Raw genomic sequence first — 24,730 nt, forward strand, 5'->3', positions numbered from 1 at the left:
TTCGGAGCGTTTTTCTATTTATTTATGAGAAATAAATTATTTCACTAAATTGATTTCTACACGTCTGTTGTTAGCTCTACCTGCTCTAGTTTTATTAGAGTCAATTGGTTTAGCCTCTCCAAAACCTTTAGAAGATAATCTAAACTGATCAATACCATTATTAGTTAAGTAATCTTTTACAGATAACGCTCTAGCTTCAGATAAGTTCATGTTTAATTTCTCGCTACCAACACTATCCGTATGACCTTCTACTGTAAATTTAGCATTAGGATACTCATTTAAGATAGCAATAATATCTGCAAGTACTTTTTCAGATTGTGTTTTGATAGTAGATTTACCTGTATCAAATAAGATTGTTTTAGCGTAAGCATTTAAAGCTTTTTGTACAGCTTCAGTTACTTCTGGACAACCATTGTTTGCAACAGTACCTACTTTGTCTGGACATAAATCATCTTTATCAGCAACACCGTCACCATCTCTATCTGGCCAAGGACAACCTTTATTAGCTGCAGGACCTGCTACATTTGGACATTCGTCTAAATGATCAGCAACACCGTCACCATCAGCATCAGGACAACCGTTTAAAGATTTTAAACCAGCAACTGTTGGACAATCATCGTCTTTATCAGCGATACCGTCACCATCAGTGTCAGGACATCCATTAAATTCAGCTGGACCAGCTTCATTTGGACAAGAATCTTTACTATCTTCAATACCGTCACCATCTGTATCAGGACAACCGTTGAAAGCTGCTAAACCAAATACTTCTGGACAAGCGTCATCTTTATCATATATTCCATCACCGTCAGTATCTTTACCTCCAAATTTGAAAGTAACACCAGCAGTATGTTGCATGTGAGAATCTAAATAATCTTCGAAAGCATGCTTGTAAGCAGATTGAACTGTAATACCAACATTTTCGTTAACCCAGAAATTAATTCCTAAAGTTCCGTTTAATGTTCCAGCACCAATTTCGTCAACCCATGTGTAACCACCACCTACTCCTAAGTAAGGGTCTAACCATGATGAGTCTAATAATTGACCAAAACTGTATTTAACAATACCGTCAAGTCCGAAATAAGTTACTTCATCATATCTAGCTCTGTCATCTCCAAATTTATCAATTTTGTTTAAAGAAGCTGTTGCGCCTAATGTGAATCCATTACTTAAGTAACGACCTACCGTTAATGAAGATAATGAAGGTAAAATGTTCCAGTGGTCTGTAGCATTAAAATACTCATCAAAATAATCACCAAGAGGTGCATCTTCACCTGTAGGATAGAAATCGACTGCGTTTACTCCAAGGCTTATTGCCCAAGGGTTGTTTTCATCTTGTGCGTAAGTGTTACTCATACCTAACATAAGTAACATAGCGAACAATAATCTGCTAAGATTTTTCATATTCAAAAATTTAATTTTTAAGTGTTAATTGTAAACAAAAGTAAGTTGTTAAATATTATTAACAAAGACAAATATAGAAAAATATTGTATAATTCCCCTAAAATCTGCTTGTTTGTCATTATTTTAAATAATTTCTAATTGTTTGCCGACTTTTATAAAAGCAGAAATGGCCTGATCCAAATGTTCTTTTTCATGTGCAGCCGATAGTTGTACACGAATACGTGCTTTATCCTTTGGTACAACCGGAAAAAAGAACCCAATAACATAAATTCCTTCTTTTAATAACATATTTGCCATAGTTTGCGATAATTTTGCGTCATATAACATAATAGGTACAATAGCCGAGTCACCATCTACGATATCAAAACCTGCTTTTTTAATGCCTGCTTTAAAGTAATCTGTGTTCCAAGCTAACTTATCTCGTAAGGTTGTGTCATTAGATAACATATCAAACACCTTAATAGAAGCGCCAACAATTGCTGGTGCTAAAGAATTTGAAAATAGATAAGGTCGTGAACGTTGACGTAATATTTCAATAATTTCTTTTTTAGCTGTCGTATAACCACCCATTGCACCACCCATGGCTTTTCCTAAAGTTCCAGTAATGATATCAACACGATCCATAACACCTTTTTCTTCAAGGGTTCCACGTCCTGTTTTTCCTATAAAACCGGTAGCATGACATTCATCAATCATCACCATGGCATCATATTTATCAGCTAAATCGCAAATTTTATCTAAAGGTGCTACCAAACCATCCATAGAGAAAACACCATCTGTAACTATAATTTTATGACGAGCACCATTTTTATTAGCCGCAATCAATTGTTTTTCCAAATCTTCCATATCGTTATTTTGGTAACGATATCTGGCTGCCTTACATAAGCGAACACCATCAATTATTGACGCGTGATTTAAAGCGTCAGAAATAATAGCATCATCTTTTCCTAATAAAGGTTCAAAAACACCTCCATTGGCGTCAAAAGCTGCTGCATATAATATGGTGTCTTCCGTTCCGTAAAAATCGGCTATTTTTTGTTCTAGTTCTTTATGGATATCCTGTGTTCCACAAATAAAACGTACTGAAGATAAACCAAATCCGTGTGTATCCATAACATCTTTTGCTGCTTGAATAACATCTGGATGTGAGGATAGCCCTAAATAATTATTCGCACAAAAGTTTAAAACGGTCTCGCCTGTGTTTAATGTAATTTGTGCACCTTGTGCAGAGGTGATAACACGTTCGGTTTTATAAAGTCCGTTGTCTTTTATTTCTTCTAACTCGTTTTCTAAGTGTTGTTGAATTTTTCCGTACATAATCTTTAATATTTTTACAAAGTTAAAATTCTTTTATAGCAATGCCATCATTTATATAGATAAGTATTTTTTTGGTGACCTCAAAGTTCATAACCTTTAAAATAGATTCATAGCTTTCTAATTGCTGAATATGTGTTGGCATTTCCTTTCCTGCTTTATAATCTATAATTACAGCGTCTTTATTATTTCGTATAACCAATCTGTCTGGTCTTAATATGCTGCCATCATTTGAAATAATATCACGCTCATTATAAACTGTTATGTTTTCGTCCGTATAATAAGGTGACAGTTTTGGATGATTAATAATTTGCAATACCGTTTCCTTTAAAATAGGTTCTTGAGTTTGATTAATGGTGCCATTTTCTAAAAAAGATTGCAAGACATAATCTACATCAGCTTCCGTTTTGATTTCAGCCATAATATCATGGATCAAGTTTCCTTTTTCAATGGCTTTTTCTTGAATGGTATCCCATAAACTTGCCGAACGCGTTATAATCTTAATGTTGTGTGCTTCTTTTGGTGTTGAAATAAAACTATTCCGAATAATTGTTGACAGCTCTTTAGCCTTCGTTTTAGATTCCTTTATTTGATTCCCAAATTGATACAGCATTTGATTGTTTTCCCATTTACCTATTTGTTGCAAATAGCTAATTAAAAAGTCAGCATAACTTTTTTGGTTGACATCTCCTTTTGCATTGATATCCAATTTTGAAATAACGTATAATTGTTCAACAGGTCTGGTAAGTGCTACATATAATATATTAATATTATCGAGTTCTAGTTCCGATTGATGCCTATCAAAAATCTCCTTACCAGCATCACCATAATTTTCAAAAGCTTTACTGTAATTTAATAAGGTGTGACTAAAACCATTAAAGGTTTCTGGATTAATAGGAAACCACTCTTGAGGTGTAATTTCTCGATATATATCCAAATCTGCAAATGGGAATATAACCACTGGAAATTCGAGGCCTTTAGATTTGTGAACCGTCATGATTTGAATAGCCTGATAACCTTCAGGCGTTACAATACTTAATTTCTCATTTTTAGAATCGAAATAATGCAAAAAGCTGCCAATATCAGCTAGTTGTTTTTCGGAAAATTCTAAAACCACATCCATATAATATTGAATAAATGCATCCGAATGACTTACCAATTTAAATTGGCGAATGATGGTTTCTACCAAATCATAAAATGACAGCTGAATCAATTCATTATAATCAATAAAAAAGCCTAGCGACTCCAATTGTTTGAATAAGGCCGAAACATCAAATTGAATATGGGCTTTTAAAAAGCTATGCTTATCTTCAATTTGGCATAAATGCGTAATATGGAGTAGAATTTCAGCTTTGGTTTCTTGATTTTCAGGTTGTAAAAGCAAGCGTAATATATTGTTGACAAACTGCACATTTTGCGAGCTATTCAATAATAAGGTTTCAGACGACATGATGTTCAACCCTTGTTCACTTAAATAATTAGCTATGGCAATGCCTTCTTTTTTCTTTCGGACCAAGACGCAAATATCGGCTTCTTGATAACCGTTTTCCAAACAGGATTTAATGGTGTTATATACTTCTTCGGAATAAGCTAAAGCTTTATCATCTACATCATTTAAATCCAAAAACTCTAATTGCACATAACCAGACTCTTCTTTTCTTGTAAGCTGTTTAGCCGTTTGATATAAGCCACTATGATCTGGATGACTAAAAATAGTGTCTGATAAATAGTCGAAAAAACCATTATTGAAATTAATGATTTCTTGAAAGCTTCTAAAATTAGATTCTAAAGGAATTATTTCCGGTTCTAAATGAAAGGCATTTTCTGTTTTATTATATAAGTTGATAAACTGTTCGGCTTTTCCACCACGCCATCTGTAAATAGCTTGTTTAGCATCGCCTACCAACATTATGCTTCCTGGTTGTGATGCTATGGCATTATCCAACAATGGTGTTAAATTTTGCCATTGTAATTCAGATGTGTCCTGAAACTCATCAATAAAATAATGCTTGAACTTTTCGCCAATTCGTTCATAAATAAAAGGTGTTGGTTGGTTTTTTATTTCCTGACTAATTAAGCCATTGAACTCGGAAATAAGCATCACATTTTGTTCCTCTTTAATAAGTTGAAGTTCGGTATTTATAGCACTTAAAACGGATAGTGGTGTTAAGTTTCTATAAATAGCTTTTAAAAGTTTAAAATTTAATACGGCCGTTTTGGTGGTTATAAAAAACTCGGCTAATTGCGGTTGGATGCTCTCAATAGTTGCCGCAGTATCTGCATCGGTTTTAGATTTTGGGTAAATCGTGCTGCCTTCTACTAATTCGGTAGGCCATTTTACGCTATCTACATTTTGATTAAAATCGCCATCCGATACCTTTTTGAAATAATTAGGAATAGACCCGCGCGAGAAATTTTCAAATACCAATCCGTTATCGGCTATGAAACCCAGCGCATGAGTTGCACTATCAATACTTAATTGTTCCGTTTTTTTAATTTCCTGACGTAATGTCGTTTTTAATGCTTTAAAATCGTCTAGCGTTTTGTCTTGGAGGTTTTCAATAAACGGTCTATCGTTTTCATTGACTAACAATTTTGAAATTGCATAAAAATCTCTCGCCACGTCCCAACTTTTATCATCATCGGCTTTTTCAATGGCAAAATCGACCAACGTTTTGGTTAAGCGTTTATCGGTTCCGGCTTTGGAAATTAATCGGTCTACAGCTTCATTTAATAAGGTTTCCACATCTAAAGCGACTTCAAAATTTAAGGGTAGTTTTAAATCGTGCGCAAAGGTTCTAATAATCTTGTGTGTAAAACCATCAATCGTAGATATATCAAAAGCCGCATAATTATGCATAATAGCATCTAGAATCCGATTGCTTTTAGCGGTTAAATCTTCTGCAGACAAATTTAAATCGCGACAAAGTTCATCAAACATCGGATTTGATTGTGTGACTATATCTTCTGAAGAAAAATCTTTTAAAGCATCTATTATGCGTGTTTTCATTTCACCAGCTGCCTTATTGGTAAAGGTAATAGCTAGAATATTCTTAAAAGCTAGGGTACTAGAAGCTTGTAGTAAAATAGTTAAATAAGCTTTTACTAGTGTATACGTTTTACCACTTCCTGCTGAAGCATTATAAATAAGGTACGGATGGTTGGCCGACATAAGGGATATGAAATTTTATACAATATAAAAACTATCGATGAGTTGATAGGTATTTATTATTTTTAATTGATAGCGATATTCCGTAAATTTGAGTTAATTAAATTATTAACACTTAAAACATAAATATTATGGCTTTCGAATTACCGAAATTAAAATATGCTTATGATGCGTTAGAGCCGCACATAGATGCACGCACGATGGAAATACATCATTCTAAACATCACGCTGGATATACATCAAAATTAAATGCTGCTGTTGAAGGCACTGATTTAGAAGGTAAAACAATTGAAAATATCCTTATTAATTTAGATATGGATAACAAAGCGGTTAGAAATAATGGTGGCGGATTTTATAACCACTCCTTATTTTGGGACGTAATGAATCCAGAAGGGAAAGGCCGTTTGTCTGGTGACTTAAAAGATGCTATTGATGCAGCTTACGGAAACATGGAAGAATTTAAAACAAAATTTAGTAATGCAGCTGCAACGCAGTTTGGTTCTGGATGGGCTTGGTTATGTGTTCATAAAGGTGGTAAAGTTGAAATTTGCTCCACACCAAATCAAGATAATTCATTAATGCCAGGTGTTGGTTGTGGTGGAACACCAATTTTAGGATTGGATGTTTGGGAACATGCATACTACTTAAACTACCAAAACAGACGTCCTGATTATATTGATGCATTTTTTAATGTAATCAATTGGAATGAAGTTGAAAGACGTTATGCTGAAGCAAAATAAGGCATAAAACGTATAATTATATTGAAAGCAAATCCGAAAGGGTTTGCTTTTTTTTTGAACATGAAAGGAATGAAAATGAAAAAAGGCGAACAGATGTTCACCTTTTTTGCCCCAAATCTACCATAAACTTAACCTACTTATGTTATGGTGAAGCAAATAAACGGCACTTATTTTCCACTAAAAAAAATATTAGACAAACGACTTATAAACTAGGACAAACGAATGTTTGTGCTTTGAAATACGTTTTTTTTATATAAAATCTAAAATTTGTAAGCGCTTGAAAATGAATGACAAACTCAAATAATATGATATAATTGGGGAGTTGAGCAACTTGCTCGCTCGTTAACAGTGGAAATTACGTGTAATGGAATGTTTTTAATTTTAGGTGCCTTTAAAAAATAAAAAAAGGCGAACAGAAGTTCACCTTTTTTTGCCCCAAATCTACCATGAACTTAACCTACTTATGTTATGGTGATTCTAAAGTATATTATTTTTAAGCTTATAAACTATTAATCCGTTGAAATGCTAATAAATTCGATAAAAAGCATCAATCTACAGTTAATTAGCACATATTCAATATGTTAATACGCACGATCTTTGTTTCCTTCAAAGAAATTAATAAAGGCACGATTTACAACGCGATTACCACCTGCTGTTGGGTAATTACCAGTAAAATACCAGTCGCCTAAATTTTTAGGACAAGCTTTGTGTAAATTTTCTATGGGTTGGAATATGGCAACGACTTCCGCGTTGATGTTTTCATTAGATATTAATTGGGCTATTTTATCCGAAATGGCATCAGCTGAAAATTGTGAATACAAATCCTTTACAAAATTCCGGACATCTTTATCTTCCAATTCAACTTGGGCTTTACATTTGTCGTAAACCTCTTGTATTAAATGGTATTTGTTATTTTCTTTCAATAATTCTAACATGGCTCTAAAAGCAATTAAATCTTCCAAACGTGCCATATCAATACCATAACAATCTGGATATCTAATTTGTGGTGCTGATGATACAACTACAATCTTTTTAGGATGTAAGCGATCCATCATTTTAATAATACTTTTCTTTAATGTGGTACCACGAACAATACTGTCATCAATAATCACCAAATTATCGGTTGGTTTAATAACACCATAAGTTACATCATAAACGTGAGCAACTAAGTCATCACGACTACTATCTTCCGTAATAAAGGTTCTTAATTTAACATCCTTGATGGCTATTTTTTCAATACGTGGTCGTTCAGATAAAATATTGGTGACAGCTTCCGCACTTAATTTTCCATTACCATCTAAAATAGCTTGCGTTTTTTTCTTGTTTAAATGTTCCTCAACCGTTTCTATCATTCCGAAGAAAGATGTTTCAGCAGTATTAGGAATATAAGAAAACACGGTATTCTTGGTGTCGTTATCAATGGCTTCTAAAACTTTAGGCATTAAAAATTTACCCAAGTTTTTTCGTTCTTGATAAATTTCAGCATCACTACCACGAGAAAAATAAATACGTTCAAAAGAACAAGCTTTACGCTCTAAAGGTTCCAGTATTTTTTTAATTGCAACTTCACCAGATTTTTTGGTAATAATAGCATGTCCAGGCTCTAGCTCCTTGACATCATCAAAATCCACATTAAAAACGGTCTGAATAACAGGGCGTTCAGAAGCCACTACAACCACTTCATCATCCTTATAGTAATAAACAGGTCTTATTCCCGCTGGATCACGCAGAACGAAGGAATCTCCGTGCCCTAATAATCCAGCCATAGCATATCCACCATCCCAATCTTTAGCCGATTTTTTCAGGATTTTAGCGACATTTAAGCGCTCTGCAATTAATGGCGAGCATTCATGTTTATTATAACCTTCTTTTTTTAATTTTTTATATATTTTGGAAACAGCATCATCCAAGAAATGACCTATTTTTTCCATGATAGTAACGGTATCTGCCATCTCTTTAGGGTGTTGGCCAATTTCCACCAAACCATCAAAAAGCTCATTAACATTGGTCATGTTAAAGTTTCCAGCTACAATTAGGTTTCTATGCATCCAGTTGTTCTGTCGTAAAAATGGATGGACACTCTCAACACTATTCTTACCAAATGTTCCGTAACGTACATGTCCTAAAAGTACTTCGCCTATATAAGGAATATGCTTTTTTTGAAGTTCCACATTATCAACATATGCTGGATTTTCGGTAAGTTCCTTATTAATACGTTCATTTATTTGCGCAAAAATATCCTGAATAGGTTGTTGCGCAATGGAGCGTACACGACTAATGTAGCGCTCGCCAGGTTGTGTATCTAATTTAATACTTGCAAAACCAGCACCATCTTGTCCACGGTTGTGCTGTTTTTCCATTAACAAATACATTTTGTTAACACCATAAAAGGCGCTACCGTATTTTTCTTTATAGAATTCCAGTGGTTTTAGTAAGCGAATTTGGGCAATACCACATTCATGTTTTAAAGCGTCACTCATTGCTGTGTTGTGTTGTGTTGTTGTGTGTACTATTATGTAAATTAAAAACGCGCTCCATTTAAGAGCGCGTTTGTATTATGTTAATTCGATATCGAATTGTGTTATACTCTTAAATTGTTGCAAGCGTTGGTGAACTTCGCTACTTTTTAAATTAACCATGCGTTCTGTGCCAAATTTCTCGACACAAAATGAGGCTAATGTAGATCCATAGATAACGGCATTCTTCATGTTTTCAAACGATACATCTTCAGATTTGGCTAAATAACCAGCAAAACCACCAGCAAACGTGTCACCAGCTCCTGTTGGATCAAAAACTTCTTCTAATGGTAGAGCAGGTGCAAAAAACACCTTTTCGCTATGAAACAATAAAGCGCCATGTTCCCCTTTTTTAATGACCACATATTTTGGTCCCATTTCATGAATTTTTCTGGCAGCAACAACTAACGAATATTCGCCAGTAAGCTGTCGTGCTTCTTCATCATTAATGGTAATCACATCTACTTTTTTAATTACGTTTAGCAAATCGTTTAACGCACAATCCATCCAGAAATTCATGGTATCTAAAATTACCAATTCTGGTTTAGTTTCCATTTGTTCTAGAACGCTTAACTGTACTAAAGGATGTAGGTTTCCAAGCATTACAATTTTAGCATCGCGATAAGCGGTTGGAACTACTGGTTGAAAATCTGCTAACACATTCAGCTCTGTTACCAAGGTGTCACGCGTATTCATATCATTATGATATTTACCACTCCAGAAGAATGTTTTACCTTCTTTTACGATTTCAACACCCGAAATATCCACGTTTCTATCTGATAATAAATTTAAATATTCCTGTGGGAAATCGCCGCCAACAACTGAAACAGCTGCGGCATCCACATTAAATTGCGAAGCGGCAAGTCCAATATATGTAGCTGCGCCTCCTAAAATTTTATCAGTTTTTCCGAAAGGTGTTTCAATAGCATCAAAAGCTACAGTTCCTACAATTACTAATTTACTCATAAAAAAGGTTTCAAATTTTGATGCAAATATAGGGTTTTTTGGCAGTTCACTAATATAAAATAACAACTCACTGTTTTATTTTTCTTGAAATGAATTGAAATGACCATTTTTGTTTCAGTTGAAAATATAAAAGTTATGGATAGAATAAAGTTGGCTTTAAAATTTGCCCTTACTGTGTGTGTGATATTCCATGTAATAGGTTTTCTATTTGCTATATACCTATCAGATTGGGAGACCACTTTAACCGATTTTAGATATATAGGACCAATTACTATTTCTCACTTTCTGTTTCCTTGTTTTTTAGCAGTGTATTTTTATGAAGACACCGTTTTTTCTAGTTGGCGTAATGTCATGAATATGCTTTTGAAACCTGCTTTAATAGCATTTTTAATGCTTTATGTCATTGTTTTTATTACGATGAGTAATAAGGATTTCGCTGTTTCCTTTTTCAATATAGCATCGTTGTTTAATGCTATTATTGCTTTTTTTATTACACTTTTTAGTTCATTTATTTATTTTATATTAACGAGTAAACCTAATAAATCAGTACATACCGCAATTAATTTATCTCTTGGAATAGTCCTTTTGTTGAGTTTAGTTAGTAGTGTGATTTATAGTTTAATTTTGAGTGTTATGGGAAGTAATTTTGTGTCTGCAAAGACTTTCGGCCCTATTATATTTCAAGGCGTATTAGTGACTTTTAGTACCTATACTTTTTTTGATGTTATCAAGACTAAAAATTTGAATAGGCTGAAAAGTAATTTTTTAATTTTTTGTCTTTATGTGTTCAATATTCTAATATTACCACTTATTTCTTTTGTTGTATCTGCGCCAGATGTCATGCACGTAAAACTCATTAAAATAGTTCAATCAATAACGGTAATTAGCCCTTATTATTTATTTATCACTTTGGGTATTCATGTCTATTATTTATACAATCGTAATAAAAGCGAAAAGGAATTTTTAGCGCAACAAGGTCTTTCGGCTAATTTGAAATATCAACAATTAAAATCGCAATTAAGTCCTCATTTTCTATTTAATAATTTAAGTGTTTTAACGGCTTTAATTGAAGAGAATCAGGAAAAAGCAGGTCAATTTTCTCAAAATTTATCAGATGTTTATCGGTATTTTTTAAATCAAGAACATCAAGATTTAGTGACATTGGAGGACGAATTAACTTTTGCAAAACACTATCTCAATTTGCTTAAAATTCGATTTGAAAATGCATTACATATTTCATTCAATTTAGAAAATCCACGTGATATTAATTATTATGTTTTGCCATTATCATTACAGCAAGTATTTGAGAATATTATAAAACATAATGAAATATCTGTTGCTATACCTATGAAAGTTTCGCTTTCTATAGAAGATGATTACTTAATAATTTCGAACAAAATCAATCTTAAAAAAACTCAAAATTCGTTACCAAAAACAGGAATTGAGAATATGCGAAAACGCTATTCGTATTTTACGAATCAGTTAATAGTAGTAACTTCGGAAAGCGTTTCATACACGATAAAATTACCATTAATTAAAACTGAATGACGATGAAAGTTCTTATTATAGAAGATGAGTTGCTATCAAGCCGGCGTTTAGAGCGTATGGTGAGCAATTTGGACTGTGAAATTCTGGCATCTTTTGTTTCCGTAAAGAAAACGGTTTCGTGGCTGCAAAATAATAAGCATCCCGACGTTTTATTTCTTGATATTCAATTATCGGATGGTTTATGTTTTGAGATTTTTGATCAGGTTGATGTTTCATCTGCCATAGTTTTCACAACTGCTTTTAGTGATTACAGTTTAGAGGCCTTTGATTATAACAGTTTATCCTATTTATTAAAGCCTATAAATATGGAAAAACTGGAAATAGCTGTTCAAAAAGCCAAAACAGTTATCACGAGTAAAGAAGCCGTTAAAGCTTTGAGGAATTTGATTCAAACAGAAGCTATTTCGCAATATAAAAACACATTTCCAGTAAAAATTGGAACAGCCATAAAAATAATTGATATTTCAGAAATTTCTTGTTTTTACAGTTTAGAGAATAGCACCTATATTCATGCTCAAGGGGCTAATTATATTATAAATTATTCCTTGTCAACCCTAGTAGATATTCTGAATCCGCAACTCTTTTTTCAGATAAGCAGGAAATGTATTATTAACAAAAAGATCATAAAAAGTATAAAGCAGATTAAAAATGGCAGATTACAAGTAATTGCGGGTTCGTTTACTGAATTTGTTATGCTAGTAAGCCGAGAACGTGCAAAACATTTTAAAGCTTGGTTGGAGTAGGGTTACTTTACTATTAAGTTGCTATACGTAAATTATACGTACATTTATCGTAAAAATTTTTGAATATGAAATCTACAAAAAAGCGAAAAGAAGTCGTTTTAGATGAGGAAACTCTTGCCATTCTTGAAGAAAAGGCCAAAAGTCAAGGTCGGAATTTAAAAAATTATATGGAGTTTGTTTTGCGTGAGGATGCGAATGCTTTTGAGCCATCAGAGGAATATAAAGTCATGATGGAAAAAATGATTGATGACCATAATTCTGGTAAATCTAATTATATGAGTGAATCTGAATTCAGAAAAGCCATTAAGAAATAGTGACTTATATCCTTAAGTTTCAAGAAAACAGTTTATATGATTTCAATGAAGGTTTATCATATTACAAAAAAATATCTAAAACTTTAGCAGAACGTTTTTTCGATGAGTTTTGGATCTGTGTGGCAGATTTAAAGAAAAACCCGAATGCTTGTCAAATTCGATATTTAAATATTAGAATTATCCAAATACAGAGATTTCCATTCACTATTCATTTTTTAATTGAAAATAATGTAATTTATGTTCAACGGGTGTTGCATGATAAACGTTATTATTAATTTACTTCCGCCCAAAATCTGCAGGAATTTCTCCCCAAGCTTTCGTTTCCCATTTTACAATAGTGGTTGTGTACGTATTTTCTTTTAGCCATTTTACACCACGATCTACCAATTCAAAGAGTTTTTCGTTTTTAGTACTACGTGGTAGTTTGGTGTTGCAGGTTTTTTTGCGCACCCAACTCATGGCTATTTTAGAATCGGTGTACAAAATCCGTTCGCTATTATGTTGCTTTAAAAATGCTAATCCGTGAACAAGTGCTAAAAATTCGCCAATATTATTAGTCCCTTCTGGAAAAGGACCTTGAATAAATAATTGTTTTTTACTTTTGGTATCTACACCTCTATATTCCATAATACCTGGATTTCCAGATGAAGCGGCATCAACAGATATAGAATTATAATTTGGAAGGCCTATTTTTTTGAGTTGGGCTTCAGACAATTCACTTTTAAAGTCTTTCTTCTTGCCAATAAAATCTTTGTAATTACTGTTTAAGGCTTTTTTGGCTGCATCAAAGGTGTCAAAAGATTTATAAATCGCACCTTGGTAATCCTTAACCTGCGCTTTGCAGTCGTTCCAAGTTTCAAAAACACCAGTTTTATGACCTTTCCAAACGGTATAATATTTCTTTTTCTTTTTACTCAAGGTGAAAATTATTTTAAATTACTTCTCGATACAAAATCTCAATATTTCAATTTTACTCCAAGTGACGTTCGTTCAAGTTGAGCATAGCGAACTATTTTTCAATTAATAATTTATTTACCACCTTCGGAAAATGTTCCATTTCCAAAGCATGAATTTTTTCGGCCACATTTTCGGCTGTATCAGTAGGTAAAACAGGACAGGTTGCTTGAAATATGAGTGCACCTTCATCATAATGTTCGTTTACATAATGAATACTAATACCTGATTCTACTTCTTTATTAGTAACAATAGCATGATGAACATGCATGCCATACATACCTTTACCACCATAATTGGGCAAAAGTGCAGGATGAATATTAATAACTTTATTTGGAAATGCTGCCAAGATATGTTCGGGAAATTTCCAAAGAAAACCAGCTAACACAATTAAATCTGGTTGGAAGGTTTTTAGGATATTCAATACATCATCCGACTTTGAAAACGCTTGCCTATTGAATGAAAATGCGCTAATGTTTAGATTTTTAGCCCGATCCAATACTTTGGCATGAGGATTGTTAGTCATAACATGCGTAACTTCAACATGCGCGTTGTTTAGAAAAAACCTAATTAAATTTTCAGCATTAGATCCAGATCCGGACGCAAAAATTACAATACGTTTCATATAGCAGCTTGTCATGTCATGATTAGTTCCGCAAAAAAAAGAATAAATTATAACAATTAGAAGGTAAAAAGGATTTACTTAAAGGAAATTTAGTAAATTACAACCACATTTTTGCAGTAAAGGTGTGGAATAAGAATAAAATTTTTATTTTTGCCAACTAATTAAAACTTAAAATTAAAAGATTATGTCAGACATTGCATCAAGAGTAAAAGCGATTATCGTAGACAAATTAGGTGTTGATGAAAACGAAGTTGTAACTGAAGCTAGCTTCACGAACGATTTAGGAGCAGATTCATTAGACACTGTAGAATTAATCATGGAATTCGAAAAAGAATTCGATATTCAAATCCCAGACGATCAAGCAGAAAACATTGCAACGGTTGGTCAAGCTATCTCTTATATAGAAACAGCAAAATAATTCATTAGAATTTATGGAATTAAAGCGAGTTGTAGTTACTGGTTTAGGAGCACTAACACCTATAGGGAATACCAAAGATGAATTTTGGGAAGCACTTATTAGTGGGAAGAGTGGTGCTGCACCTATAACGTATTTTGACACTGAAAAGTTCAAAACAAAATTCGCTTGCGAATTAAAAAACTTTAATGCCACCGATTTTCTTGAAAGAAAAGAAGCGCGAAAAATGGACCGGTTTACGCAGTATGCTATGGTAGCTTCAGATGAAGCTATTGCAGATTCTAAACTGGACCTAAACGCGGTAAACAAATTAAGAGTCGGTGTTATTTGGGGAGCGGGAATAGGTGGTTTGGAAACCTTCCAGGACGAAGTTTTAAACTTTGCCGCTGGTGATGGTACACCAAGATTTAACCCATTCTTCATTCCGAAAATGATTGCAGATATTGCACCAGGAAACATTTCCATTAAACATGGATTTATGGGTCCTAATTATACAACAGTATCTGCTTGTGCATCTTCAGCCAACGCTATGATTGATGCTCTAAACTATATTCGTTTAGGACATTGTGATGTTATAGTAACCGGTGGAAGTGAAGCTGCAGTAACTATGGCAGGTATGGGTGGTTTTAACGCCATGCATGCCTTATCAACTAGAAATGAAAGCCCAGAAACGGCCTCAAGACCTTTTGATGCAACCAGAGATGGTTTTGTATTAGGCGAAGGTGCTGGAGCTATTGTTCTAGAAGATTACGAACATGCCAAAGCGCGTGGTGCTAAAATTTATGCGGAAGTATTAGGAGGCGGAATGTCTTCAGATGCCTACCACATGACAGCACCTCACCCTGAAGGTATTGGTGTGATTGCAGTAATGAGAAATTGTTTAGAAAACGCAGGCTTAAAACCAGAAGAAGTTGATCATATCAACACGCATGGAACGTCAACACCTCTAGGAGATGTTGCCGAACTGAAAGCAATTTCTGAAGTGTTTGGAGCGCATGCGAAAAATATTAATATCAATTCAACAAAATCTATGACAGGTCACCTGTTAGGAGCTGCTGGTGCTATTGAGTCTATTGCGTCTATTTTAGCAATGGAACATGGAATAGTACCACCAACTATAAACCATGAGGTTGCTGATGAAAATATTGATCCTGAATTAAATTTAACATTAAATAAAGCACAAAAACGCGATGTTAAGGTAGCCATGAGTAATACGTTTGGTTTTGGTGGCCATAATGCATGCGTATTATTTAAAAAAATTGATTAAACAACGAATGAAAAACATTCGAAACATATTAAATTCCCGTTCAAAAACTGACGGGAATTTTTTTGTATTTATCCATAATATTCTTGGGTTCAAACCCAAAAATATAGCATATTACAGAAAAGCATTCACCCATCGCTCCATGAATATCAAGGATGCGGAAGGTCAGCCTATTAATTATGAGCGTCTTGAATTTTTAGGTGATGCCATGTTAGGATCCGTTATTGCATCACATTTGTATTCTGAAGTGCCAAGTGGTGATGAAGGCTATTTAACAAAAATGCGTTCTAAAATTGTGAGTCGTGAGCATCTTAACGAGCTTGGTAAAGATTTACATTTAATTGATTTAGTTGAAAGTAAAATACCTAAAGGTCATTTTGGCGATAATATTTATGGTAATTTATTTGAAGCATTAGTTGGAGCCATATTTTTAGATCGTGGGTATAAGTATTGCGAAAAGTTTATCTTCAAAAAAGTCATTATTCCGTATGTGGATATCTCTCAATTGGAAGGTAAAGTTATTAGCTACAAAAGCTTACTGATTGAATGGTGCCAGAAGGAGAAAAAAGTTTTCGATTATAACGTTTATGAAGATACTGGCAATGATGACATTCGCCATTTTGCTGTAAAATTATCTATCGATAATAAAGTAATAGCAAAAGCACGAGCTACCTCCAAGAAAAAGGCGGAAGAAAAAGCGTCTAAACGTGCCTTTTTTGTTTTTCAAAATCAGATGTCTAAAGATAACTAGCGTATAAAGTCACGATAATGTTTTCATAACATATTCCTGTTAAGTTTAATATAAACAGCATCCAATTATAGCTATTATACACTATCTTTACAAATAGTTTTGATGATTATGCTAATGCAAAAACTAGACTTAAACGATTTTTTAGATACCATAGATTATGCACTAATTGGTATTCATAGCCCTTTAGAAAGTTACCGTTTAGCCTATTTTTTAAATAAAGAATTACAACTTCTTTTATCAAGACAAAAAGAGGATTTAGACTTCGGAAACAACACACAATACGAAATTTTTGAATGGGTAGATGCGCATAAATTTGCCACATGGCATTTAGTATCAAATAGCTGCCTAGTTGAAGTAATTACAGCGGAAAATGATAATTCTCTATTTGGTTCGCAAGATCAGCGAACTACAGAAACCTATCATTTAATTCCCGAATACAAAACCGTGAATTATTTTTTAAAAATTTCTGATGATGCTATTACAGATGATCAAGTTCAGGAGTTTACAAAAAAAATTCAATCAATTCCGAATGTTGTTGCCGCTTATAGTGTCAATCCTTCGGAACTAAAATCTAAAAACAACTTAATATTTTATTAATGTTAAAAAGAAAAAAAACAAAAATAGTAGCCACATTAGGACCAGCAACAAGTACGAAAGCCGTTTTAAAGGCCATGCTAGATGAAGGTGTAAATGTGTTTAGAATCAACTTTTCACATGCCGATTATAAAGATGTAGAAGAGCGTATTGGAATGATTCGTGAATTAAACGAAGAGTTTGGATACAACGCAGCCATTTTAGGCGATTTACAAGGCCCGAAATTGCGTGTTGGAACCATGAAAGGTGAGGTGATTGTAAATGAAGGAGACGAAATTATTTTTGCAACAGGAAAACGTTTTGAAGGAACTAAAGAACGGGTTTACATGACCTATGATAAGTTTCCGGAAGACGCCAAACCAGGCGAGCGCATTCTGTTAGATGACGGGAAACTTATTTTTGAAGTCGTATCAACCGATAAAAAATCGGAAGTTAAAGCACGCGTTATTCAAGGTGGACCTTTACGTTCTAAAAAAGGCGTTAATTTACCAAATACGAATATCTCACAACCTGCTTTAACAGAAAAAGATATTGAAGATGCTATTTTCGCCATTAAAATGGAAGTGGATTGGATGGCTTTATCGTTTGTACGTCATGCAGAAGATTTAATGCAATTGGAAGAATTAATCAGCAAGCATAGTGAGCATAAAATTCCAATTATTGCTAAAATTGAAAAACCAGAAGCGGTAGAAAATATTGATAAAATTGTTGCCTATTGCGATGGTTTAATGGTGGCTCGTGGCGATTTAGGCGTAGAAATTCCAGCGGAAGAAGTGCCTCTTATTCAAAAACAATTGGTGTTACGTGCTAAACAAGCACGAATTCCGGTAATTATTGCTACTCAAATGATGGAAACTATGATTTCCAGTTTAACACCAACACGAGCGGAAGTTAATGATGTGGCCAATTCGGTTATGGATGGTGCTGATGCCGTGATGCTTTCGGGTGAAACATCTGTGGGGCAATATCCTGTTCAGGTAATTAGGCAAATGTCTAATATTATCAAAAGTGTGGAAGATTCCAACTTGATAAAAGTACCACAAATGCCACCTCATATTCGTACCAAACGTTTTATAACAAAATCTATCTGTTATCACGCAGCCAATATGGCAAACGAAATTGATGCAAAAGCTATTTCAACATTAACAAATAGTGGTTATACGGCTTTCCAAATTTCAGCATGGCGACCAAAAGCACATATTTTAGTGTTTACGTCTAACCGCAGAATTTTAACCCAACTGAATTTGCTTTGGGGCGTAAAAGCATTTTTCTATGACAAGTTTGTAAGTACAGACGAAACCATTGAAGATGTCAATACCATTGCATGTCAAAAAGGATATTTGGAAGAAGGTGATATGCTGGTGAGTTTGGCTGCTATGCCAATCCAAGAAAAAGGAATGGTAAATACGCTTCGCGTTACGGAAATTTCGAGTTGTAATTTTTAAGATTCTAAAAGTAATATTAGTTAAAACATAATATATAAATGCGTTAGCTTTAAAAAACTAACGCATTTTTTATATTATAAACTCCGTATAATCTTAAGAGGCTAGAGTAATTACTTTTTCTTCTTTGGTGTTATTTGTTAGTTTAGCTTCAAACTGATTAGATGTATTATTTTCTCCTCCCGCTTTTAAAGCTTTATCACCGGCAAAAAAGGTTTTATGATCATCACCAAGATCAGATCCTGCCATTCTTTGATGTTTAACACAAGAAACAGTTTTACGAATTTCTTGTCTCTGAACGCCTTTTACATAAGCTAACATGCCTTCTTCTGCAAAATAACCTTCCGTTAAATCATTCATATGAAGTGCTGTTGTGTGATAGGTTGGTAAGGTAATTAAATGATGAAAAATGCCTGCCTCTCTTGCTGAATCTGCTTGGAATGTTCTTATTTTTTCATCGGCACGTTGACATAATTTTGAATTATCATACTGTGCATCCATTAAATTATTTTTATCATAAGCAGTCAGATCCGCTCCTTCCAATAGCATTTCTTCAAACACTTGATTGCGGAAATTTAAGGTCCAATTAAAAGAAGGTGAGTTATTGTAAACCAATTTAGCATTTGGTACAACATCCTTAATTCTATTTACCATATGTGCAATTTGCTTCACATTGGGCGTTGGTGTTTCTATCCATAAAAGGTCGGCTCCGTTTTGTAGACTGGTAATACAATCTAACACGACCCGATCTATATTTGATCCATCTTTGAATTTATATAAACCATTTGCAAGTCGTATGGGGCGGACTAATTTACCATCTCTTTTAAGAAGGACATCATCTTCTTTTGCGTCGTTGATGTTAATTTCTTCAGCATCTACAAATGCTAAATATTGTGATGCTAAATCTCCTGGCTCTTGACTTACTGGAAGCTTTTGTGTTAATCCAGCACCTTCAGAATCTGTTCTAGCAACAATAATTCCGTCATCTACTCCTAACTCTAAAAAAGCATATCTGATAGCATTTAGTTTGGCAACAAAATCTTCATGCGGAACCGTCACTTTTCCATCTTGATGACCACATTGCTTGGCATCAGATACTTGATTTTCAATTTGAATAGCACAAGCTCCAGCTTCAATCATTTTTTTAGTCAGCAAATAAGTAGCTTCTTCATTCCCAAAACCGGCGTCAATATCTGCAATAATAGGAACAATATGTGTTTCAAAATTATCGATTTCATCTTGTACATCTTCGCCATTTTCTAATCGTTTGAATAAATCATTCAACGCAATGGCATCTGCTTGACGTAAAAAATCATAAATCTCTTTTATTAATGATGGTACAGCCGTTTTTTCGTGCATAGACTGATCTGGTAATGGGCCAAATTCTGAACGTAATGCAGCTACCATCCAACCAGAAAGATATAAGTATTTTTTAGCGGTTGTTTTATGATGTTTTTTAACAGCAATCATTTTTTGTTGAGCCACAAATCCATGCCAGCAACCTAATGATTGCGTGTAATTGGACGAATCTAAATCGTAGTCCGCCATATCTTTTCTCATAATGGCTGCCGTGTATTTGGCAATGTCTATTCCGGTTTTAAAACGATTTTGCGTCACCATTCTGGCGGCACTTTCTGGCTTTATAGCATTCCAAGTAGCGCCATACTTTGTCTTTAAGTTTCTAACAGTTTCTAAAGCTGAACTATAATTACTTTGTGCTAAATTTTTCATAATTTTGTGTTTGATTATTAAGATTTTTTCTAGATTTTGATAATTAAGTCTCGTACACTATTCCCGTAGTTGCGAGACATTTTTTTTAAATGTATTGATAGGCAGATAAGGTTAAAAATTCTTCGAATTCCGTATTAGTAACTAACCTATTAAACAATTCTATAGCCAAATTAAATTTTGTGTTTTTAATGGTTTCCTCGCCGTATTCTTTCAATAATTTTTCAACTTCATCTTCAAAAATAGTATCGTAAAGTTCTCTTGAAAACTTCCGGCCATCTTCCAATTCAATCTCATTTTTCAGCCAGTGCCAAACTTGAGTTCTTGAAATTTCGGCTGTTGCCGCATCTTCCATTAAATTATAAAGTGCTACAGCACCATGACCTCGTAACCAAGCTTCCGTATAAAGAATGCCAACATTAATATTTTTTCTAATGCCGGCTTCGGTTACTGTTCCTTTTGGAAGCGCAACTAAATCAGCTTCCGTTATGGTTATATCGTTTCGCGTAACATGTAGTTGGTTGGGTGTTGGCATATGTTTATTAAACTCATTCATGGCAATTTCCACAAGTGCCGGATGCGCTACCCAAGTGCCATCGTGACCATTTTTTACCTCACGTTCTTTATCTTGACGTACTTTTTCTAATGCAGCCTTATTGGCGTTTTCATCATTTTTAATGGGAATTTGTGCTGCCATTCCGCCAATGGCTAGAATACCGCGTTTATGACAACGTTGGATGACTAGTTTTGAATACGCGTCCATAAAAGGCGTTGTCATAGTAACCTGATCGCGATTTGGAACTACAAAATTAGGATGGTTTCTAAATTTCTTGATGTATGAAAAGATGTAATCCCATCGGCCACAATTTAAACCAACAATGTGATCTTGTAACTCATAAATAATTTCATCCAACTGAAAACTAGCGGTTATAGTTTCTACTAAAACAGTCGCTTTAAAGGTGCCTTTTGGAACTTCTAAATAGTTTTGTGCAAATTCAAAAACGGCATTCCACCAACGTGCTTCTGTATAATGTTCTAATTTTGGAAGGTAGAAATACGGTGCAGTGCCTGATTTCATCATGGTTTTCGTATTGTGAAAAACGTATAATCCAAAATCTACTAGACTTCCAGAAACTTCCTCATCATTAATTTTTAGGTGTCTTTCGTTGAGGTGCAAACCACGAGGTCTTACTAAAAGAACGGCTGTTTCTTCATTTAATGTGTATGACTTATTGCGCTTCGGATTAAAGAGTGAAATGGTCTTTTTATTAGCATCAATTAAATTCTGTTGACCTTCCATAGCGTTTTTCCAGGTTGGAGAATTGCTGTCTTCTAAATCCGCCATAAAGGTTTTAGTCCCTGAATTTAGTGCGTTGATAATCATTTTCCTATCTACTGGTCCCGTAATTTCTACGCGTCTATCTTGCAAGTCTTTCGGGATGCTTCCTGCGGTCCAATTACCTTCTCGAATAGATTTTGTTTCCGGTGGAAATACAGGAAATTGACCACTATCAAAAATCTTTTGTTGTGCGATCCGATTTTCAAGTAGCTCTAAACGTTTCGAATTAAAATTTTTGTGAAGTGCCGTTAGAAATTCTAAAGCAGCATCGGTTAAAATTTCAGGGTAATAGTTTTTAACCGTTTTAGCAAATTGAATTTCAGATTGTTTTAAGAGATTGTGTTCCATGATGTTTTTATTTTCATGACAATATTAAAACAAAGTTTTTTAAAAAACAAGCGAACGTTCGCTAAAAATGTATTTTTCGCTTTTTGGATTAAATTCGCAGAAATGGTTATATTTGTTTTATAACTATGGAAAAAGAATATATAAAACTCATATTTGGCTTAAAACTTAAGCAAATACGTACGGATAGGAATTTATCTTTATTTGGATTATCAAAAATTTCAGGTTTATCAAAATCCTATTTAAACGAAATTGAAAAAGGCAAAAAATATCCAAAACCTGACAAAATCGCTATTCTTTCTGAAAAGTTGGAGGTGCCTTATGATCAGATGGTTTCTTTAAAACTAGATAAAAATTTAGCACCTATTGGGGAGCTCTTGCAATCTAAAATTTTAAAAGAAATTCCGTTGGATCTGTTTGGAATTAAGGAAAGTAACTTAATAGATATTGTTGCAAATGCGCCTGCTAAAGTGAATGCTTTTATTAGTACCATTATTGAAATTGCACAGCATTATAATTTTAGTCGTGAAAGCTTTTTTCTTGCTTCGGTACGGTCGTTTCAAGAAGCTAACAATAATTATTTTGATGATTTAGAAAAGAACGTTATAAAATTTTCAAAAGCCTATCAAATCGATTTATCGAAACCCATTTCATCACAAGATTTGGAAGATATTCTAGTTGAAGAATATGGTTATGTAATTAAAGAAAGTGAATTAAATAACTATGAAGCTTTAGAAAACTTACGCTCGGTTTTTGTACCCAAAACGAAAACTTTATTGCTAGCTGATGGTATTGATGAAGCACAGCGAACCTTTATTTATGCGAAAGAAATTGCGTATAATTTTTTAGAGATTACGAATCGGTTATATACTTTTCCATGGATTAAATTTGAAACTTTTGACCAAGTGCTTCATAATTTTTACGCCTCCTATTTTGCAGGCGCATTAATTATTCCGAAAGCCGAATTAACGTTACAACTACAGAGTGTTTTTGAAAAAGAAACCTTTGACGAAGCCTTGTTTCTTAAAACACTAAAAGCATTCAATGCATCACCCGAATCTTTTTATCAGCGTTTAACCAATATTTTACCGAAAGAATTTAATATTCAAAATTTATTCTTTTTAAGATTCACACATAAGACGGGTAGCGAGAAATTTCACCTAAAAAAGGAGCTTCATTTATCACACCAACATTCGCCGCGTGCTAATGAAGCCAATGAGCATTATTGCAGACGTTGGGTGTCCTTAAATGTTTTAAAAGATATTAGTAAAAGTGAAAAAACGCACGAATTTGATCTGCAGATTTCTAATTATGATCATAATAATACGTCCTATTTAGTATTGTCTTCTGCTACAAAAGATCCGTTTCGAGAACATCAATACAGAAGTATTAGTATTGGGTTATTGATTGATAAACAATTAGAACGCAAATTGAAATTTTTAGGCGATAAAAAAATTAAAAATCAACATGTTGGCGTAACCTGTGAGCGTTGTTCCATACAAAATTGTGACGTTCGGAAAGCGCCAGCTTCAGCTTTGGAAAAGGCTGCTAAAAACAAAACAATAGAGAATATAGTTCAAGATTTAAATGAGAAATTCGCCTAAAAAGCAAATGGTAATTGTACACTCATAGATTTTTTATGATAAGCTTGCTAGTACAGACGAAACTATTAAAAACGTCAATACGTTTTGCCTTACGGAAATTACGAATTGTAATATTTAATTGTTTCGCTTACGATTTTGCTTATGATTGGTTGGGTGATTAAGTAACTAATTTACCAAATATAAACCGAACAGACCCGAGCGTAGCGAACTGGCGAAGCAAAATCCGCAAGGATTTACGTAAGTAGGCTAGAACTAACAATAAAGTGTATCTAGAACTAGCAATAATTTGTATATGGTTTTACTAATAGTATTAATCGTTATAAGTTTCTATAATTATTCTATTATCGACTAATTCAACTAGTTTACTTATAACCTCTTTATCATAATTTTGAGTTTCCGCTCCAAAAATCACTTTTTTAATTTTAATACTTATATAATCTTGTTTTTCAGTAATAATTCGATACTCTTCTTCGTATTTCCATTCACTAAGTTTATTTAAAAATACTGATTTTATTTCATCAGCTTTTAGAGGAAGATTTTTAAAAGAAGCTAATCCATTATATTCAACTTTGTCAATTATATATTCCGATTTATCTATTTCAAATCCTATGGCTATTCCTCTATGACCATTTGCATAATGTGACCACATTAAATGACTTTTATAATCCTCTGAAAATGAACAGACACTTAAATGTTTTTCTTTATTAGGATTTAAACGGACTCTTTTTGATTCCTCAAAATTATCACTAAAGAATTGTCCTTCGAAATTGTCATTCAAATTTCTAAAACTTGATGAATATAAACGTTGATTTAAAAAAATGTCCAGAATATATTTATAATTTTTTAAATCTCTGAATTTATAGTACATACTGGATGTTTTTTGCCAACGCTATAATATGAAATCGTTTTAATGGTTTATAACAGTTATAAACGAAATTCGGGTTTTTATGTGAGCAAA

Annotated in this window: 20 protein-coding genes; 10 read left to right on the top strand and 10 right to left on the bottom strand. The window is 33.6% G+C overall.

What is annotated here, in order from left to right; translation table 11 throughout:
- Positions 1-36: 36 nt before the first annotated feature.
- The 3 genes from ES675_RS03490 to ES675_RS03500 all read right to left on the bottom strand — a co-directional run bounded on the left by ES675_RS03490 (position 37) and on the right by ES675_RS03500 (position 5,887).
- Positions 37-1,401: an OmpA family protein gene (locus tag ES675_RS03490; protein WP_066247163.1), complete on the bottom strand. Its 1,365-nt coding sequence runs from the start codon at positions 1,399-1,401 to the stop codon at positions 37-39.
- A gap of 123 nt (positions 1,402-1,524) precedes the next feature.
- The gene (kbl, locus tag ES675_RS03495) at positions 1,525-2,718 is read right to left on the bottom strand and encodes a glycine C-acetyltransferase (RefSeq protein WP_066247168.1); all 1,194 of its coding nucleotides are present in this window, start codon (positions 2,716-2,718) and stop codon (positions 1,525-1,527) included.
- 22 nt (positions 2,719-2,740) lie between these two features.
- Positions 2,741-5,887 carry a UvrD-helicase domain-containing protein gene (locus ES675_RS03500; protein WP_066247171.1) on the bottom strand — a complete coding sequence of 1,049 codons (3,147 nt, stop codon included), beginning with the start codon at positions 5,885-5,887 and terminating at the stop codon, positions 2,741-2,743.
- A gap of 128 nt (positions 5,888-6,015) precedes the next feature.
- Between ES675_RS03500 and ES675_RS03505 the strand changes: the two genes are divergently transcribed.
- The gene (locus tag ES675_RS03505; protein WP_066247173.1) at positions 6,016-6,624 is read left to right on the top strand and encodes a superoxide dismutase; all 609 of its coding nucleotides are present in this window, start codon (positions 6,016-6,018) and stop codon (positions 6,622-6,624) included.
- Positions 6,625-7,205: 581 nt separating this feature from the next.
- On the opposite strand, the gene ES675_RS03510 is transcribed toward ES675_RS03505, so the two are convergent.
- Positions 7,206-9,104 (bottom strand): amidophosphoribosyltransferase, encoded by a 1,899-nt coding sequence (locus tag ES675_RS03510; RefSeq protein WP_148367255.1) that lies wholly within the window; start codon positions 9,102-9,104, stop codon positions 7,206-7,208.
- A gap of 75 nt (positions 9,105-9,179) precedes the next feature.
- Positions 9,180-10,106 carry a PfkB family carbohydrate kinase gene (locus ES675_RS03515; protein ID WP_066247176.1) on the bottom strand — a complete coding sequence of 309 codons (927 nt, stop codon included), beginning with the start codon at positions 10,104-10,106 and terminating at the stop codon, positions 9,180-9,182.
- Between the two features lie 135 nt (positions 10,107-10,241).
- Here ES675_RS03515 and ES675_RS03520 point away from each other — a divergent pair, with 135 nt between their 5' ends.
- The 3 genes from ES675_RS03520 (at position 10,242) to ES675_RS03530 (ending at position 12,711) form a co-directional block, all read left to right on the top strand.
- Complete coding sequence (locus ES675_RS03520; RefSeq protein WP_197503457.1) at positions 10,242-11,654, top strand: sensor histidine kinase; 1,413 nt, start codon at positions 10,242-10,244, stop codon at positions 11,652-11,654.
- Positions 11,655-11,656: 2 nt separating this feature from the next.
- Positions 11,657-12,397 (top strand): LytR/AlgR family response regulator transcription factor, encoded by a 741-nt coding sequence (locus ES675_RS03525; RefSeq protein WP_066247182.1) that lies wholly within the window; start codon positions 11,657-11,659, stop codon positions 12,395-12,397.
- Positions 12,398-12,462: 65 nt separating this feature from the next.
- On the top strand, positions 12,463-12,711 hold the full coding sequence (locus tag ES675_RS03530; protein WP_066247185.1) for a hypothetical protein: 249 nt from the start codon (positions 12,463-12,465) through the stop codon (positions 12,709-12,711).
- A 276-nt stretch (positions 12,712-12,987) separates the two neighbouring features.
- Here the strand turns inward: ES675_RS03530 and ES675_RS03540 are convergent, their stop codons facing one another.
- Both ES675_RS03540 and purN read right to left on the bottom strand, forming a co-directional pair.
- Positions 12,988-13,629: a ribonuclease H1 domain-containing protein gene (locus ES675_RS03540; protein WP_066247193.1), complete on the bottom strand. Its 642-nt coding sequence runs from the start codon at positions 13,627-13,629 to the stop codon at positions 12,988-12,990.
- Positions 13,630-13,720: 91 nt separating this feature from the next.
- The gene (purN, locus tag ES675_RS03545) at positions 13,721-14,290 is read right to left on the bottom strand and encodes a phosphoribosylglycinamide formyltransferase (RefSeq protein WP_066247195.1); all 570 of its coding nucleotides are present in this window, start codon (positions 14,288-14,290) and stop codon (positions 13,721-13,723) included.
- A 184-nt stretch (positions 14,291-14,474) separates the two neighbouring features.
- Here purN and ES675_RS03550 point away from each other — a divergent pair, with 184 nt between their 5' ends.
- From ES675_RS03550 to pyk, 5 genes are all read left to right on the top strand, one after another.
- Positions 14,475-14,708 carry an acyl carrier protein gene (locus tag ES675_RS03550; protein WP_008637711.1) on the top strand — a complete coding sequence of 78 codons (234 nt, stop codon included), beginning with the start codon at positions 14,475-14,477 and terminating at the stop codon, positions 14,706-14,708.
- 13 nt (positions 14,709-14,721) lie between these two features.
- On the top strand, positions 14,722-15,972 hold the full coding sequence (gene fabF, locus ES675_RS03555; RefSeq protein ID WP_066247200.1) for a beta-ketoacyl-ACP synthase II: 1,251 nt from the start codon (positions 14,722-14,724) through the stop codon (positions 15,970-15,972).
- Between the two features lie 7 nt (positions 15,973-15,979).
- The gene (rnc, locus tag ES675_RS03560; protein ID WP_066247644.1) at positions 15,980-16,720 is read left to right on the top strand and encodes a ribonuclease III; all 741 of its coding nucleotides are present in this window, start codon (positions 15,980-15,982) and stop codon (positions 16,718-16,720) included.
- Between the two features lie 114 nt (positions 16,721-16,834).
- Positions 16,835-17,317: an IPExxxVDY family protein gene (locus tag ES675_RS03565; protein WP_170244067.1), complete on the top strand. Its 483-nt coding sequence runs from the start codon at positions 16,835-16,837 to the stop codon at positions 17,315-17,317.
- Positions 17,317-18,759: a pyruvate kinase gene (gene pyk / locus ES675_RS03570; protein ID WP_148367257.1), complete on the top strand. Its 1,443-nt coding sequence runs from the start codon at positions 17,317-17,319 to the stop codon at positions 18,757-18,759. Before ES675_RS03565 ends, pyk begins: the two co-directional genes overlap by 1 nt.
- A 93-nt stretch (positions 18,760-18,852) precedes the next feature.
- Here pyk and ES675_RS03575 read toward each other — a convergent pair whose 3' ends face one another.
- Together ES675_RS03575 and aceB are read right to left on the bottom strand one after the other, a co-directional pair.
- Positions 18,853-20,487: an isocitrate lyase gene (locus tag ES675_RS03575; RefSeq protein ID WP_066247209.1), complete on the bottom strand. Its 1,635-nt coding sequence runs from the start codon at positions 20,485-20,487 to the stop codon at positions 18,853-18,855.
- 85 nt (positions 20,488-20,572) lie between these two features.
- Positions 20,573-22,171: a malate synthase A gene (gene aceB, locus ES675_RS03580; protein ID WP_066247213.1), complete on the bottom strand. Its 1,599-nt coding sequence runs from the start codon at positions 22,169-22,171 to the stop codon at positions 20,573-20,575.
- 125 nt (positions 22,172-22,296) lie between these two features.
- Between aceB and ES675_RS03585 the strand changes: the two genes are divergently transcribed.
- Complete coding sequence (locus ES675_RS03585; protein ID WP_066247216.1) at positions 22,297-23,772, top strand: helix-turn-helix domain-containing protein; 1,476 nt, start codon at positions 22,297-22,299, stop codon at positions 23,770-23,772.
- A 310-nt stretch (positions 23,773-24,082) separates the two neighbouring features.
- Here ES675_RS03585 and ES675_RS03590 read toward each other — a convergent pair whose 3' ends face one another.
- On the bottom strand, positions 24,083-24,640 hold the full coding sequence (locus tag ES675_RS03590) for a DUF2971 domain-containing protein (RefSeq protein WP_066247219.1): 558 nt from the start codon (positions 24,638-24,640) through the stop codon (positions 24,083-24,085).
- Between the last annotated feature and the right edge of the window lie 90 nt (positions 24,641-24,730).

The organism is Algorimicrobium algoritergicola (assembly GCF_008086165.1).
GTDB lineage: Bacteria > Bacteroidota > Bacteroidia > Flavobacteriales > Flavobacteriaceae > Algorimicrobium > Algorimicrobium algoritergicola.